Genomic DNA, 14,491 nt, shown 5'->3' on the forward strand with positions numbered 1-14,491 from the left:
GGGCTGCCGGCCGGGGTCGTGCGGGGGGCGTGGGTCAGGGCAAGGACAGTACGGTGCCCAGCACCTGACGCAGCGTCGACTGGGGATCGGGGACCGGACCGAAGGAGCGCCAGGCGACGAATCCGTCCGGCCGGACGAGGACGGCGCCGCCGGGGCCGACGCCGTGCGCGGCGCGCCAGTCGGTGCCCGCGGGGCCTTCCAGCGGGGTCAGGTCGGCGTCGCGCGCGGCGCCCACCCGGTACGGGGCCAGCGGGATCGCCTCCCGGTCGGCGAGGCGGGCGGCGGCCTCCTGCCAGGCGCCCGGCTCACCGACCGCGCCGTCGTCGTCGGCGTCGCTGAGCAGCACCAGGGTGCGCTCGTACAGGTCGAGCGTGGAGATCCGCTCGCCCGCGCGCCGTACCCACAGATGGGGTGCCCTGCTGCCGGGCTCCCCGGTCAGGGAGAGCCCGTCCGGGACGACGGGGGTCGCCGGGTCGGCGCCGGCCACGGCGCCTCGCGGATAGCGGTAGCCGAGGGCCACGTTCAGGATGCCGCGCTGCGGTCCGCCGGCGCCGGCGCCGGGCGGCGGGGCGAAGCCGGGGTGGCTGTGCTCGGCCGAGCGGGCGGCGGCGCGGGCGCTGGTGGCCTCCGCGACCGGCCGGCGCTCGGCGTCGTAGGTGTCGAGGAGCCCGTCGCCCGCCCAGCCGTCCAGCACCGCGGCCAGCTTCCAGGCGAGGTTGTGGGCGTCCTGGATCCCGGTGTTGGAGCCGAACGCGCCGGTGGGGGACATCTCGTGCGCCGAGTCGCCGGCCAGGAAGACCCGCCCCGACCGGTAGGCGCGGGTCACCCGCTGGGCGGCGTGCCAGGGCGCCTTGCCGGTGATCTCCACGTCCAGGTCGGGGACCCCGACCGCCCGGCGGATGTGCTCGATGCACCGTTCGTCGGTGAACTCCTCCATCGTCTCGCCGTGTTCGGGGTGCCAGGGGGCGTGGAAGACCCAGTTCTCACGGTTGTCCACGGGCAGCAGCGCGCCGTCGGCGTCCGGCTCGGTCAGGTAGCAGACGATGAAGCGGCGCTCGCCCACCACCTCGGCGAGCCGGCGGGAGCGGAACGTCATGCTGATGTTGTGGAACAGGTCGCCGGGACCGCTCTGGCCGATGCCGAGCGCCTCCCGCACGGGGCTGCGCGGGCCGTCGGCGGCGACCAGGTAGTCGGCGCGGATCGTGGTGTGCTCGCCGGTGTCCCGGCTCTTGACCAGCGCGGTGACGCCCTGGCCGTCGGCGTCGAACGAGATCAGCTCGGTGTGGAAGCGCAGGTCGCCGCCGAGCGCGGCGGCCCGGTCGAGCAGGACGGGCTCGAGGTCGTTCTGGCTGCACAGGCACCAGGCGCTCGGACTGAACCGGGCCAGGCCGCCGCCCGGGTCGATGTCCTTGAACAGCCACTCGCCGGCGTCGCCGACCAGGGTGGGTGTCTGCAGGATGCCGTGGTTGTCGGCCAGCGTCGCCGCGGCCTCGTGGATCCCCGGTTCGGCTCCGGCCACCCGGAACAGCTCCATCGTGCGGACGTTGTTGCCGCGGCCGCGCGGATGGACGGAGGTGCCGGCGTGGCGCTCCACCAGGGTGTGCCGCACCCCCAGCCGGCCCAGGAACAGGGACGTCGACAGGCCCACCAGGGAACCGCCGACGATGAGCACCGGGACCTTGTGGACCTTCTCGCCGGCTCCGCCGGCTGTCTTGTTCGTCATTCCGTCGTCATTCCTCCATCACTCACTCGCCTCCGGGCACCATGTCCGCCGACTCCACCGGAATGGGGCCGCGGTCTTCATGCATTGCCCCGCACGGCGGACACCGCCTCGGCCCGCAGCCGCTTCACCCGCTTGACCCACCCGATTCACCGTGCTGACACCCGCACAGGCGAACGGGTGACGCCGCACCGGCGCCACCCGTGACGAACCGCCGCCCGCTCAGCCCTCGATGCGGTGCGTGCTCCAGAACGAGGTGAGGTCCGTGGTCGTGGCGGCCTGCGCGGCCGCCTTGAACTCGGCCGTGGTCGACACGCCGTACCAGTGCGAAGTGGCGTAGCTCTTCAGCAGGTTGGCCATCGCCGTGTCCCCGATGAGCCGCCGCAGGTCGTGCAGGGCGCACTTGCCGTAGGTGTAGACGACGGTGCCGTACCGGGAGGAGTGGGCGTCCCAGTAGGCCATCGAGTTGGTGATCTTCTCGGCGGACGACGCCCACGAGACACTGTTCCAGCAGTTCGTGCCGGTGCTGCCCAGCGCCAGGTCGGTGGCGTAGTCGGTGAACGACTCGTCCAGCCAGGGGCTGTTGTACTCGTCGTCGCCGACGATGCCGTACCACCACTGGTGGCCGATCTCATGGGTGAGCGCGGTGGTGCTGACCAGGTCGAGGACGAATCCGGGGTACTCCATCCCGCCGAACCAGAAGTTGTTGTCGATGACGGCGTCCAGTTCGCCGTACGGGTACGCCCCGAAGCGGGCCGCGTGCGCGTCGACCGCGGTCCTGGCGGTGCTGAGCATCGACTGGGCGTTGGCGGAGCTGATGCCGGAGACCGAGTAGACGTTGATCGGTGTGCCGGCGGTGGACGTGCCGGAGATCTTGCTGAAGGGTCCGGCCGCCCAGGCGAAGTCACGGACCTGGGTGGCGGTGGCCGTGGTGACGGTACGTCCGCTGGAGCCGGCGGTGTCGACGGAGGTGCCGGTGGCCGGGACCAGCAGGGTGGTCGGGTGGTCGAGGGTCACCTTGAAGTCGGCGGCCAGGGAGTAGAAGGACTCGCCGTTGTTGGTGTACGGGTCCAGGTGCCAGCCCGCGCCGTCCTTGACCGCGAGCACGGGCAGCGCGTTGCCGATGAAGCTGAAGGAGCCGTCGTAGCCGAACCGGTCCGCGCCGCTGGGCACCGAGATGCCCAGGTCGAAGCCGATGGTGGCGCTCTGGCCCTGGGCGAGCGGCGTGGGCAGGGTGATCGGCAGGGCGGTGCAGGAGACCGCGAGGGCGCCGGCCGTGCCGCCGGTGACGTTGGTGACGGTGATCGGCGGCGCGGAGCAGGTGCCGTGGTAGTTGTCCCACAGTCGCAGGTAGACCTCGCTCAGCGCGGTGGCGGAGGCGTTGGTGAAGGTCGCGCTCTCGTGCCCGGTCCACACCGTGCCGGCGGTGTTGCTGCTGAGACTGACGGTGTACGCGGGTGCGGCGGGCGTCCGGGTCGAGTCGGCGGGCGGGGTGGTCGCGTCGGAGGTGTCCAGGGCGATGTCGTCGAGGACGAAGCTCGACTGGAGGCTGGAGTCCTCGGTGCCGGTGAAGGCCAGGGCGACGGTCTGGCCCGCGAACGCGGACACGTCGAACGACTTCTGGACGTACCCGGTGTTCTTGTCGAGGTTCGAGAAGGTCGCGAGGGTCGTCGAGCCGATCTTGGCGGTGAGCTTGTCGTAGGCGGTGGAGGACGTCGTCTCGGCGGTGTCGATGTGCAGCCAGAAGGTGAGGGTGGCCTTCGCGCAGCCGGACGGGACGGTGACGCTCTGCGAGAGCGTGTCGGTGTGCGTGCCGCCGGTGCCGTCCAGCCACGCGTAGTACCCGCCGCCGTGCGCGCTCTGGCCGGTGCGGTTGGTGACGACGGTGGTCGAGGACTGGGTCCAGGAGGTGGCACCGCTCTCGAAGCCGCCGTTGGCGACGACCTGGGAGGGGGTGCAGGCCTCGGCCGCCGCGGGGGCGGCGCTCGCCGGGGCGGCGGGCAGGACGAGGGCGGCCGTCGCGGCGAGGGCGAGTGCGCTCGCGGCGAGGGCCGTGCGGGGGGTGGGTCTCACACGTGGCTCCTTCAGGGTGTCCGGTGGGGAAGAGCGGCGGTGTGCGACGGGTGGGGGAAGCCTGACAGATTTGACGAGTCCATGCCACAGCGGCACGGCAAAGGAATCTCACAGCCGGCGGCCGTTTCACCGGCCGGACGACGCATCTCACACCCCGCAAAGCCCCGCTCACACCCGCCCCGCCCCCGCTGTGCGCCACCCTTAACTCCCGGCGCCGCATCCGGGAGACACCTGCGTAATGCACACTTCGTACCGTCGACAAGGCCCCCACCAGGGCCGTTCACCAGAACGCGGCAGAACGAAAGGGGCGCCCGTGGCCGTGCCGGACCCGCGGACCGACAGCGCGACGAAGGTGCGCACGGTCTGCTCGTACTGCGGTGTCGGCTGCGGCATGGTCCTCGACATCGGCCGCGGCCCCGACGGACGCCGTACGATCCTGAAGGCGTCCGGCGACAAGGAGCACCCGGCGAACGCCGGCCGGCTCTGCACCAAGGGCGCCACCACCGCCGACCTGCTCGCCGCCCCCGGCCGTCTCACCACCGCCCTGGTCCGCGCCGACCGGGGCGAGGAGGCCGAGCCCGCCCCCGTGGCGGCGGCCGTCGCCGAGACCGCGCGCCGGCTGCGGGGAATCGTCGACGAGCACGGCCCCGACGCGGTCGCCCTCTATGTCTCCGGCCAGATGAGCCTGGAGGCCCAGTACCTCGCGAACAAGCTCACCAAGGGCTATCTGCGCACCAACAACATCGAGTCGAACTCCCGGCTGTGCATGGCGAGCGCCGGCACCGGCTACAAGCTGTCCCTCGGCGCCGACGGCCCGCCCGGTTCGTACGAGGACCTCGACCGGGCGGACGTGTTCCTCGTCATCGGCTCCAACATGGCCGACTGCCACCCCATCCTCTTCCTGCGCATGATGGACCGGGTCAAGGCGGGCGCGAAACTGATCGTCGTCGACCCCCGGCGCACCGCCACCGCCGCCAAGGCCGACCTGTTCCTCCAGGTCAGGCCGGGTACCGACCTCGCCCTCCTCAACGGACTGCTGCACCTGCTGAACGACAACGGCCACACCGACCCCGAGTTCACCGCCGCGTACACCGAGGGCTGGGAGGCGATGGAGGAGTTCCTCGCCGACTACCCGCCCGCCACCGTCGCGCGGCTCACCGGCATCCCCGAGGCCGACCTGCGCGAGGCGGCCCGGCTGATCGGCGAGGCGGGGGAGTGGACCAGTTGCTGGACCATGGGCCTCAACCAGTCCACGCACGGCACCTGGAACACCAACGCCCTTATCAACCTGCACCTCGCCACCGGGAAGATCTGCCGCCCCGGCAGCGGCCCGTTCTCCCTCACCGGCCAGCCCAACGCCATGGGCGGCCGCGAGATGGGCTACATGGGACCGGGGCTGCCCGGCCAGCGTTCCGTCCTCGTCGACGCCGACCGCGCCTTCACCGAGGAGGTGTGGGGCCTCGCGCCCGGCACGATCCGCGCCGACGGCGTCGGCAAGGGCACGATCGAGCTGTTCCGGAAGATGGCCGACGGCGAGATCAAGGCCTGCTGGATCATCTGCACCAACCCGGTCGCCTCCGTCGCCAACCGCAGGACCGTCATCGAGGGACTGGAGGCCGCCGAGTTCGTCGTCGCCCAGGACGTCTTCGCCGACACCGAGACCAACGCGTACGCCGACGTCGTGCTGCCCGCCGCGCTGTGGACCGAGGCCGAGGGCGTCCTCATCAACAGCGAGCGCAACCTCACCCTCGCCCGCCCCGCCGCCGACCCGCCCGGCGAGGCCACCGCCGACTGGCGCCTGATCGCCGACGTCGCCCGCGCGATGGGCCACGAGGACGGCTTCTCGTACACGAGCGCGGAGGAGATCTTCGAGGAGATCAAGCGCTTCCACAACCCGCAGACCGGCTACGACCTGCGGGGCGTGACCTACGACCGGCTCCGCGAGACCCCGGTCCAGTGGCCCGCCGCCACCCCCGACGGCCCCGCCCGCAATCCCGTCCGGTACGTGAACCCCGACGGCACCCTCACCTTCGCCACCCCCTCCGGCCGCGCCGTCTTCCACGCCCGCCCGCATCTCGACCCGGCCGAGATGCCGGACGACGACTACCCGTTCGTCCTGAACACCGGCCGCCTCCAGCACCAGTGGCACACCCTCACCAAGACCGCCAGGGTCGCCAAGCTCAACAGACTCGACCCCGGCCCGTTCGTCGAGGTGCACCCCGAGGACGCGGCCGCGCTCGGCCTCGCCGACGGCGACTCCGTCGAGGTCGCCTCGCGGCGCGGCCGGGCCGTGCTGCCCGCCGTCGTCACCGACCGGGTGCTGCCCGGGTCCTGCTTCGCGCCGTTCCACTGGAACGACCTGTTCGGCGAGTACCTCAGCGTCAACGCCGTGACCAGCGACGCCGTCGACCCGCTCTCCTTCCAGCCGGAGCTGAAGGTGTGCGCGGTGTCCCTGACGAAGGTGTCGACCCCGGTGAGCGTGTCCGCCCCGCTGAGCGCGCCGGCGCCGGTGCTCGTCCCCACCGCGGTACGGCCCGCCTCCGACGCCGCTTCCGTCTTCGGCCTGGAGCCCACCCCGCCGCCGGTCCTCACCGAAGACGAACGCCGGTACCTGGTCGGCTTCCTCGCGGGCATCCCGGCCGGCGCCCCCGGCGTGCCCGTCCTGCCGCCGGACGCCCCGTTCAGCCCGGACCACGCCCTGTGGGTCAACGGCACCCTCGCCGGCATGTACTCCCGCGCCGCGACCGCACCGCTGCCCGAGGAGCGCCCCGGGCGCCAGGTGGTGATCCTGTGGGCCTCGCAGACCGGCAACGCCGAGGAGTTCGCCGCCACCACCGCCGAGCGCCTCACCGCGGGCGGCCACGCCCCCTCCCTCGTCGCCATGGACGAGGCCGACCCGGCCGCCCTGCCCGCGGGCGCCGACCTGCTGCTGATCACCAGCACCTTCGGCGACGGCGACGCCCCCGACAACGGCGCCGGCTTCTGGGACGGCCTCGACGCGCTGGACACCGGCCGCCTGGAGGGGCGCCGCTACGCCGTCCTGGCCTTCGGGGACTCCGCCTACGACGACTTCTGCGGGCACGGGAGGCGCCTCGACCGCCGTATGGACGAACTGGGCGCGGTACGGCTCGCCCCGCGCACCGACTGCGAACCCGACTACGAGCCGCAGGCCGAGGTCTGGCTGGACCAGGTACTCACGGCACTGAAGGAGGCCACCGAGCACGGGGGCGCGGCCTCCTCCGTGGCCGCCCCCGCCGTCCCGGCACCCGTCCGCGCACCGGTCCCGGCCCCGGCGCCCGCCCCGCCCCGCGCGAAGCGCCCCACCCCCGTCACCGCCCGCCTCGCCGGGAACCGGCTACTCAGCGGGCCCGGTTCCGGCAAGGAGGTCCGCCGCTTCACCTTCGACACCCGCGGCGGCGAGACCCCCCTGGTGTACGAGGCGGGCGACGCCCTCGGCGTACGGCCCCTCAACTCCCCGGCGCTGGTCGAGGAGTGGCTGGCCGTCACCGGTCTGGACGCGGAGGCGGCCGTACAGGTGGCCGGTGCCGGTGAGGTCGCCCTCGGGGAGGCCCTGCTGCGGCACCTCGACATCACCCGGATCACCCCCTCCCTGCTGCGTTTCACCGCCGATCGCGCCCGCGACCCGCGCGAGCTGCGCAAGCTGCTGCGGCCGGACAACAAGGGGGAGCTGGCGAAGTGGTCCTGGGGCCGGCAGGCCGTCGACGTGGCCGCCGAGTTCGGGATCCGGGCCGGTGCCCAGGAGTGGTCCGAGGCGCTGGGCCGCCTCCAGCCACGCCTGTACTCGATCTCCAGCAGCCCGCTGACCGACCCCCACCTGGTCTCGCTGACCGTCTCCGTGGTGCGTTACGAGAACCTCGCCGGCCGTCCCCGCCAGGGCGTCTGCTCGCCGTTCCTCGCCGACGCCGCCCCGGACACCGAGGTCCCGGTGCATGTCCAGCGCTCCCCGCACTTCCGCCCGCCGGCCGACCCGAACACCCCGATGGTGATGGTCGGCCCCGGCACCGGAGTGGCGCCCTTCGTGGGCTTCCTCCAGGAGCGCCGGGCCCGTGGCCACCGGGCCCCCAACTGGCTGTTCTTCGGTGAACAGCGCCGGTCCACCGACTTCTACTACGAGGAGGAGCTCACCGCCCTGCTCGCCGACGGCGGCCTCGCCCGCCTCGACACCGCCTTCTCCCGCGACCAGCGCGCCAAGGTGTACGTGCAGGACCGGATGCGTGAGCACGGCTCCCACCTGTGGTCCTGGCTCCAGGACGGCGCCCACTTCTACGTCTGCGGCGACGCCTCCCGGATGGCCAAGGACGTCGACCAGGCGCTGCGCGACATCGCCGTCGTGCACGGCGGACTGGGCGAGGCGGAGGCCGCGGCGTATGTCAAGCAGCTCGCCTCGGACAAGCGGTACGTGCGGGACGTGTACTGAGCGGTGAAATCCGGCCAGAACGGCGCGCCCCTGTTCGGTTTATCAACACTATCCGACAAGATCTGACGCACCCTCCGTCCGTGCAGCCGCACGGGTCCCCCAGAGGAAGGTCGTGGTCATGTCGCACCCGCACGCGTCGCCCATGGACCGGCCGGACCGCCCCGAGCGGGTGGCCGTCAGCCGTCGCCGTCTGCTCGAGGGATCGGCCGCCGTCCTCGGCGCCCTCGCCCTGTCGGCCCCGGCCGGCACCCACCGCGCCGCCGCCGCGGGCGCCGTCGTGGACAACCCCGAGTGGAACGGCCGCATCGACGTCTTCCGGCTCGGCACCGAGGCCCCGCACACCACCCTCATGCCGTACGCCGACCTCGCCCAGGCCCTCGCCGCCGACCGCACCCGCTCCCCCTACCGGCTGAGCCTCGACGGCACCTGGAAGTTCGCCCACGCCGACCGGCCCGACGACCGCGACCCCGACTTCCACCGCACCGACCTCGACGACAGCGGCTGGGCGACCCTTCCGGTCCCCTCCGCCTGGCAGCTGCACGGATACGACCGCCCCGTCTACGTCAACATCACCTACCCCTGGTGGGGCCCCAACGGCCTCGGCGAGGACGCGCAGCCCCCCGCCGCCCCCACCCGCCACAACCCCGTCGGCCAGTACCGCCGCACCTTCACCGTCCCGCGCGGCTGGGCGGGACGGCGCACCTTCCTCCACTTCGAGGGCGTCAAGTCCGCCCACTACGTCTGGATCAACGGCCAACTGGCCGGCTACCACGAGGACTCCTACACCCCCGCCGAGTACGACATCACCCCGTACCTGAGACCCGGCACCAACCAGATCGCCGTGGAGGTCTACCGCTACTCCGACGGCGACTGGCTGGAGGACCAGGACATGATCCGGCTGAGCGGCATCTTCCGCTCGGTGTACCTCTACTCCACCCCCGCCGTGCACCTGCGCGACTTCCGCCTCGACACCCCGCTCGGCGACGGGCACACGACGGCCGCGCTGGCGGTCACCGCGAGCGTGCGCGACTACGGCGGCCGGGGCGCCGGCCGGTACGCCGTCGAGACCCAGCTCTACGACGCCGCCGGGCACCCGGTGTGGTCCCGGCCGCTGCGGCAGGCCGTCGACCTCGGCGCCGGCGAGGAGCGGACCGTACAGGCCGAGAAGGCCGTGCCCGCGCCGCGCCTGTGGTCGGCCGAGCACCCGTACCTCTACACCGCCGTGCTCCGGCTGCGCGACCCGGCCGGCCGGGTGACGGAGACCCTCTCCCACCGCGTCGGCCTGCGCGAGTTCGTCCTGAAGGACGGGCTGATGCGCATCAACGGCAGGCCCGTCTCCCTGCGCGGCACCAACCGGCACGAGATGCACCCGGTGCACGGCTCCGCCCTCACCCGCGCGGACCTCGTCGAGGACATCAGGCTGATCAAACGCCTCAACATCAACACCGTCCGCACCTCCCACTACCCCAACAACCCGCTGTGGCTGGAACTCGCCGACGAGTACGGCCTCTACCTCGTCGACGAGACCAACCTCGAGACCCACGGCATCCGCGGCCAGTACCCCGGCGACCACCCCGAATGGACCGCGGCCTGTGTGGCCCGCGCCCAGAACATGGTCCACCGCGACAAGAACCACGCCTCGGTCGTCATCTGGTCCCTGGGCAACGAGGCCGGCGGCGGCAGCACCTTCACCGCCATGCACGACTGGATCCGCTCCTACGACACCACCCGAGTCATCCAGTACGAGGGCGACGACCGCCCCGGCATCAGCGACATCCGCTCCGAGATGTACGACACCCCCGCCCGCGTCGAGGCCCGGGCGAAGGACACCGCCGACACCCGGCCGTACGTGATGATCGAGTACGCCCACTCGATGGGGAACTCCACCGGCAACCTCACCAAGTACTGGGACCTGATCCGCGGCCACGACGTCCTCCAGGGCGGCTGGATCTGGGACTTCGCCGACCAGGCCCTGAGCTGGCCCACCCCCGTCCGCACCCTGTTCACCGAGTCCGGGCCCGCCGCGCTGACCGGCGAGATCGTCAACCCCAGCGGAGGCTTCAGCCGCGACAAGGGCGTCTTCGGCGCCACGGTCTTCGCCCGCGACCCGGGTCTGGACCTCACCGGCTCCCTCACCCTGGAGGCCTGGGTCACCCCGCACGTGACCGGCTACCACCAGCCGATCCTGGTCAAGGGCGACACCCACTACTCCCTCAAGCAGTCGGGCCGCACCCTGGAGTTCTTCATCCACGGCAGCGGCCAGTGGATCAGCGCGAGCTGGGCGGTCCCCGACGACTGGACCGGCCGCGAACACCATGTCGCGGGCGTCTACGACGCCGACGCCGGCACCCTCACCCTCCATGTCGACGGGTCGGTCCGGGCCACCCGCACCACCACCGTGCGCCCCGCCGTCAACACCGCGCCCCTGTCCCTGGGCACCGACGTCGACAACGCGACCCGGGAGTTCAGCGGCACGATCCGCGCCGCCCGCGTGCACGCCCGTGCGCTGACCGCCGCCGAACTCGCCTCCGACGACCGCGGACCCGGCGACGACGGCGTACGGTTCTGGTTCGACGCCGCCACGGTAGAGGTCACCGAGAAGCGGCCCCGCGAGAAGACCTTCATGGCCTACGGCGGCGACTGGGGCGACAACCCCAACGACGGCGCGTTCTCCGGGGACGGCATCGTGCTGGCCGACCGCGGCCTCACCGGAAAGTCCGCCCAGGTCAAACGCGTCTACCAGGCCGTCCACGCCCGCCCCGCGACCGGCGACCGGCTGGCCCCCGGCGACCCCGTCACCCTCACCAACGAGTACCTCTTCACCGACCTCCGCGACTTCGACGGCCACTGGGAGCTGCTCGCCGACGGCGTGGCGGTGCAGCGCGGCCGACTGAGCCGCGACCGGCTGAAGCTGGCCCCGCTGTCCGCCAAGGACATCACCGTGCCCTTCGCCCCGCCGCGCGACCCCGCGCCCGGGACGGAGTACTTCCTGAACCTGTCCTTCACCACCCGCGAGGCCACCCGGTGGGCCGAGGCCGGCTTCGAAGTGGCCCGGCAGCAGATCCCGGTCGACGCCGGCGGCCCCGCCGTCACCCCCGTGCCCCTGGCCGGCGTCCCCGCCCTCACCCACGAGGACGGCGCCACGTCCGTCACCGTCACCGGCAAGGACTTCTCCGTCACCGTCGACAAGCGGACCGGCGTCATCACCTCCTACCGCTTCGGCGGCTCCCCCCTGATCGTCTCCGGGCCCGCCCCCAACTTCTGGCGCGCCCCCACCGACAACGACCGCGGCAACGGCCAGCACACCCGCAACCAGACCTGGCGCGACGCCGGCGCCCGCCGCAGGGTCACCGGGACCGCCGTACGGGCCCTGCGCGACCGGGCCGTCGAGATCAAGGTCACCGGCACCCTGCCCACGACCACCGAGTCGGCGTACACCACCACCTACACCGTCTTCGGCAACGGTGAGATCAAGGTCGACCACACCCTCCACCCGGGCGCCTCCACCCTGCCCTACCTCCCCGAGGTGGGCACGCTGCTGTTCCTGCCCGCCCGGCTCGAACACCTGCACTACTACGGTCGCGGCCCCGAGGAGAACCACTGGGACCGCAACGACGCCACCGACGTCGGCCTCCACTCCGGCACCGTCACCGGCCAGTGGACCCCCTATCTGCGCCCGCAGGAGAACGGCAACAGGACCGACGTCCGCTGGGTCGCCCTCACCGGCCGCGACGGCACGGGACTGCTCGTCAGCGGCGAGCCGCTGCTGGAGTTCAACGCCTCGCACTTCACCCCCGAGGACCTCTCCGTCGGCGCCCGCCACGACTACCAGCTCACCCCGCGGGGGGAGGTCGTCCTGCGGGTGAACCACCGCCAGATGGGCATCGGCGGCGACAACAGCTGGGGCGCCCACACCCACGACGAGTACAAGCTCTTCGCCGACCGCGACTACGCCCACACCTACCGGCTGCGCCCCCTGACCGACCTCGCCCGGGCGACGCGGGCCTCGCGCCGGCCGACGGCCACGCAGTAGCGAGCCGCCCTCCCCGTGGCTCGTCCGCGGCCCCGCCCTGGGTACCGTTTCCCCACGGAACACGAAACGGTACCCAGGGAACAGGAACCTCTCATGACCGAGCAGGACGAGCGATTCGACGTTGTCGTACTGGGCGCCGGCCCGGGCGGCTATGTGGCCGCGGTCCGTGCCGCCCAGTTGGGCAAGCGCGTCGCCGTCGTCGAGGAGAAGTACTGGGGCGGGGTCTGCCTGAACGTGGGCTGCATCCCCACCAAGGCCCTCCTGCGCAACGCCGAGCTCGCCCACATCTTCACCCACGAGGCGAAGACCTTCGGCATCAAGGTCGACGGCACGGTGTCCTTCGACTACGGCGAGGCCTACCGCCGCAGCCGCAAGGTCGCCGACGGCCGCGTCAAGGGCGTCCACTACCTGATGAAGAAGAACAAGATCACCGAGTACGACGGCCGTGGCACCTTCCTCGACCCGCACACCCTCCAGGTCACCGGCTACGACGGCGAGACCCGCACGATCGGCTTCGACCACTGCATCATCGCCACCGGCGCCACCCCCAAGCTGCTCCCCGGCACCCGCCGCACCTCCCGCGTCGTCACCTACGAGGAGCAGATCCTCGCCGAGGAGCTCCCGCAGTCCGTGATCATCGCGGGCGCCGGTGCCATCGGCATCGAGTTCGCCTACGTCCTGAACAACTACGGCGTGAAGGTCACCGTCGTCGAGTTCCTGGACCGCGTCGCGCCCCTGGAGGACGCCGAGGTCTCCGCCGAACTCGCCCGCCAGTACCGCAAGCTGGGCATCGACGTCCTCACCTCCACCCGCGTCGACGCCATCGACGAGTCCGGGCCGCAGGTCCGCGTCACCGTCACCGGCAAGGACGGCGCCCCGCGGGTCCTGGAGGCCGACAAGGTCCTCCAGGCCATCGGCTTCGCCCCGAACGTCACCGGCTTCGGCCTGGAGAACACCGGCGTCACCGTCACCGAGCGCGGCGCGATCGAGGTGGACGGCCGCTGCCGCACCTCCGTCCCGCACCTCTACGCCATCGGCGACGTCACCGCCAAGCTGATGCTCGCCCACACCGCCGAGGCCATGGGCGTGATCGCCGCCGAGACCCTCGCCGGCGCCGAGACCATGGAACTCGACTACGCGATGATCCCGCGGGCCACCTACTGCCAGCCGCAGATCGCCAGCTTCGGCTACACCGAGGCCCAGGCCCGCGAGCTCGGCTACGACGTCAAGGTCGCGAAGTTCCCCTTCACCGCCAACGGCAAGTCCCACGGCCTCGGCGACACCACCGGCTTCGTCAAACTCATCTCCGACGCGAAGTACGGCGAGCTGATCGGCGGCCACCTCATCGGCCCCGACGTCACCGAACTCCTGCCCGAACTCACCCTCGCCCAGCAGTGGGACCTCACCGTCCACGAGGTCGCCCGCAACGTCCACGCCCACCCCACCCTGGGCGAAGCCGTCAAGGAAGCCGTCCACGGACTCGCCGGGCACATGATCAACATGTGAGCCCGGGCGGCGGGGCCGGACGGGTCGCTCACCCGAACGGCCTCGCCGCGCTCGCCGCCCCCCGGCACCCGGGATGTCCTGGCACAGCCGCAGGACCCGAGCGACGGCCCCCGCGGCGCAGCACCGGAAGGGACGCCCCCCATGACCTCCCACCCCTCTCCCCACGGCCCCACCCAGGGCGAGATAGGCACCGCCTGGTCGGCCCCGCCCGGCGGCCCGCGCCGGTCCACGGCGACCGCGCGCGACAGCTTCGCCTCCGGCGGGACCGTCTTCGCCGGCGTCCTGCTGCTCTGCGGCGGCCTCCTGGCCGTCGTCCAGGCCGTGACCGCCCTCGCCGACGACGACGTCTACGCCAGTGTCGGCTCCTACGTCTACGAGCTCAGCCTCACCGGCTGGGGCGCGATCCACCTCACGCTCGGCGTCCTCGCCGCCGCGACCGGCACGGCCCTCCTGCGGGGCGCGGCCTGGGCCCGCTTCGCCGGCATCCTCCTGGCCGCGCTCAGCCTGGTCGCCCAGTGGCTGTTCCTGCCGTACGGACCGCCGTGGTCGGTCACCGTGATGGCGATCGACGTCTTCGTGATCTGGTCCCTGGCCATGCTCCCGGAGCGGACGGGACCGGGCGCGCCCTGAGACCCGCCGCGACGGCCCGGGACAGGCGATGTCCCTGTCGGATTCTCGCCAGCGACGGGGCGGCCGGTGGTCGATGCTGGACGCATGCAGA

6 protein-coding genes are annotated in these 14,491 nt (G+C 72.4%); 4 read left to right on the top strand and 2 right to left on the bottom strand.

Features of this window, described 5'->3' with window-relative positions; genetic code table 11:
- Window positions 1–34: 34 nt before the first annotated feature.
- Both AQJ64_RS02700 and AQJ64_RS02705 read right to left on the bottom strand, forming a co-directional pair.
- Window positions 35–1,723, bottom strand: a complete 1,689-nt coding sequence (locus AQJ64_RS02700; protein ID WP_055637478.1) for an FAD-dependent oxidoreductase — start codon at window positions 1,721–1,723, stop codon at window positions 35–37.
- Between the two features lie 219 nt (window positions 1,724–1,942).
- Window positions 1,943–3,793: a M1 family aminopeptidase gene (locus AQJ64_RS02705; RefSeq protein ID WP_059202371.1), complete on the bottom strand. Its 1,851-nt coding sequence runs from the start codon at window positions 3,791–3,793 to the stop codon at window positions 1,943–1,945.
- A gap of 313 nt (window positions 3,794–4,106) precedes the next feature.
- Here AQJ64_RS02705 and AQJ64_RS02710 point away from each other — a divergent pair, with 313 nt between their 5' ends.
- The 4 genes from AQJ64_RS02710 to AQJ64_RS02725 all read left to right on the top strand — a co-directional run bounded on the left by AQJ64_RS02710 (window position 4,107) and on the right by AQJ64_RS02725 (window position 14,400).
- Window positions 4,107–8,231, top strand: a complete 4,125-nt coding sequence (locus AQJ64_RS02710; protein ID WP_059202372.1) for a bifunctional nitrate reductase/sulfite reductase flavoprotein subunit alpha — start codon at window positions 4,107–4,109, stop codon at window positions 8,229–8,231.
- A 118-nt stretch (window positions 8,232–8,349) separates the two neighbouring features.
- Window positions 8,350–12,264, top strand: coding sequence for a glycoside hydrolase family 2 TIM barrel-domain containing protein (locus AQJ64_RS02715; RefSeq protein ID WP_059202373.1), 3,915 nt, complete (start codon window positions 8,350–8,352; stop codon window positions 12,262–12,264).
- 93 nt (window positions 12,265–12,357) lie between these two features.
- Window positions 12,358–13,770: a dihydrolipoyl dehydrogenase gene (lpdA, locus tag AQJ64_RS02720; RefSeq protein WP_059202374.1), complete on the top strand. Its 1,413-nt coding sequence runs from the start codon at window positions 12,358–12,360 to the stop codon at window positions 13,768–13,770.
- Window positions 13,771–13,911: 141 nt separating this feature from the next.
- A complete protein-coding gene (locus tag AQJ64_RS02725; protein WP_059202375.1) occupies window positions 13,912–14,400 on the top strand; it encodes a DUF7144 family membrane protein in 489 nt (162 codons plus the stop codon).
- Window positions 14,401–14,491 lie beyond the last annotated feature (91 nt).

The sequence above is a fragment of the Streptomyces griseoruber genome (assembly GCF_001514205.1).
GTDB lineage: Bacteria > Actinomycetota > Actinomycetes > Streptomycetales > Streptomycetaceae > Streptomyces > Streptomyces griseoruber.

Bases quoted from the DNA above. Each gene is read 5' to 3' on its own strand.
- AQJ64_RS02700 (WP_055637478.1), bottom strand. From the start codon at position 1,723: ATGACGAACAAGACAGCCGGCGGAGCCGGCGAGAAGGTCCACAAGGTC.
- AQJ64_RS02715 (WP_059202373.1), top strand. From the start codon at position 8,350: ATGTCGCACCCGCACGCGTCGCCCATGGACCGGCCGGACCGCCCCGAG.
- lpdA (WP_059202374.1), top strand. From the start codon at position 12,358: ATGACCGAGCAGGACGAGCGATTCGACGTTGTCGTACTGGGCGCCGGC.
- AQJ64_RS02725 (WP_059202375.1), top strand. From the start codon at position 13,912: ATGACCTCCCACCCCTCTCCCCACGGCCCCACCCAGGGCGAGATAGGC.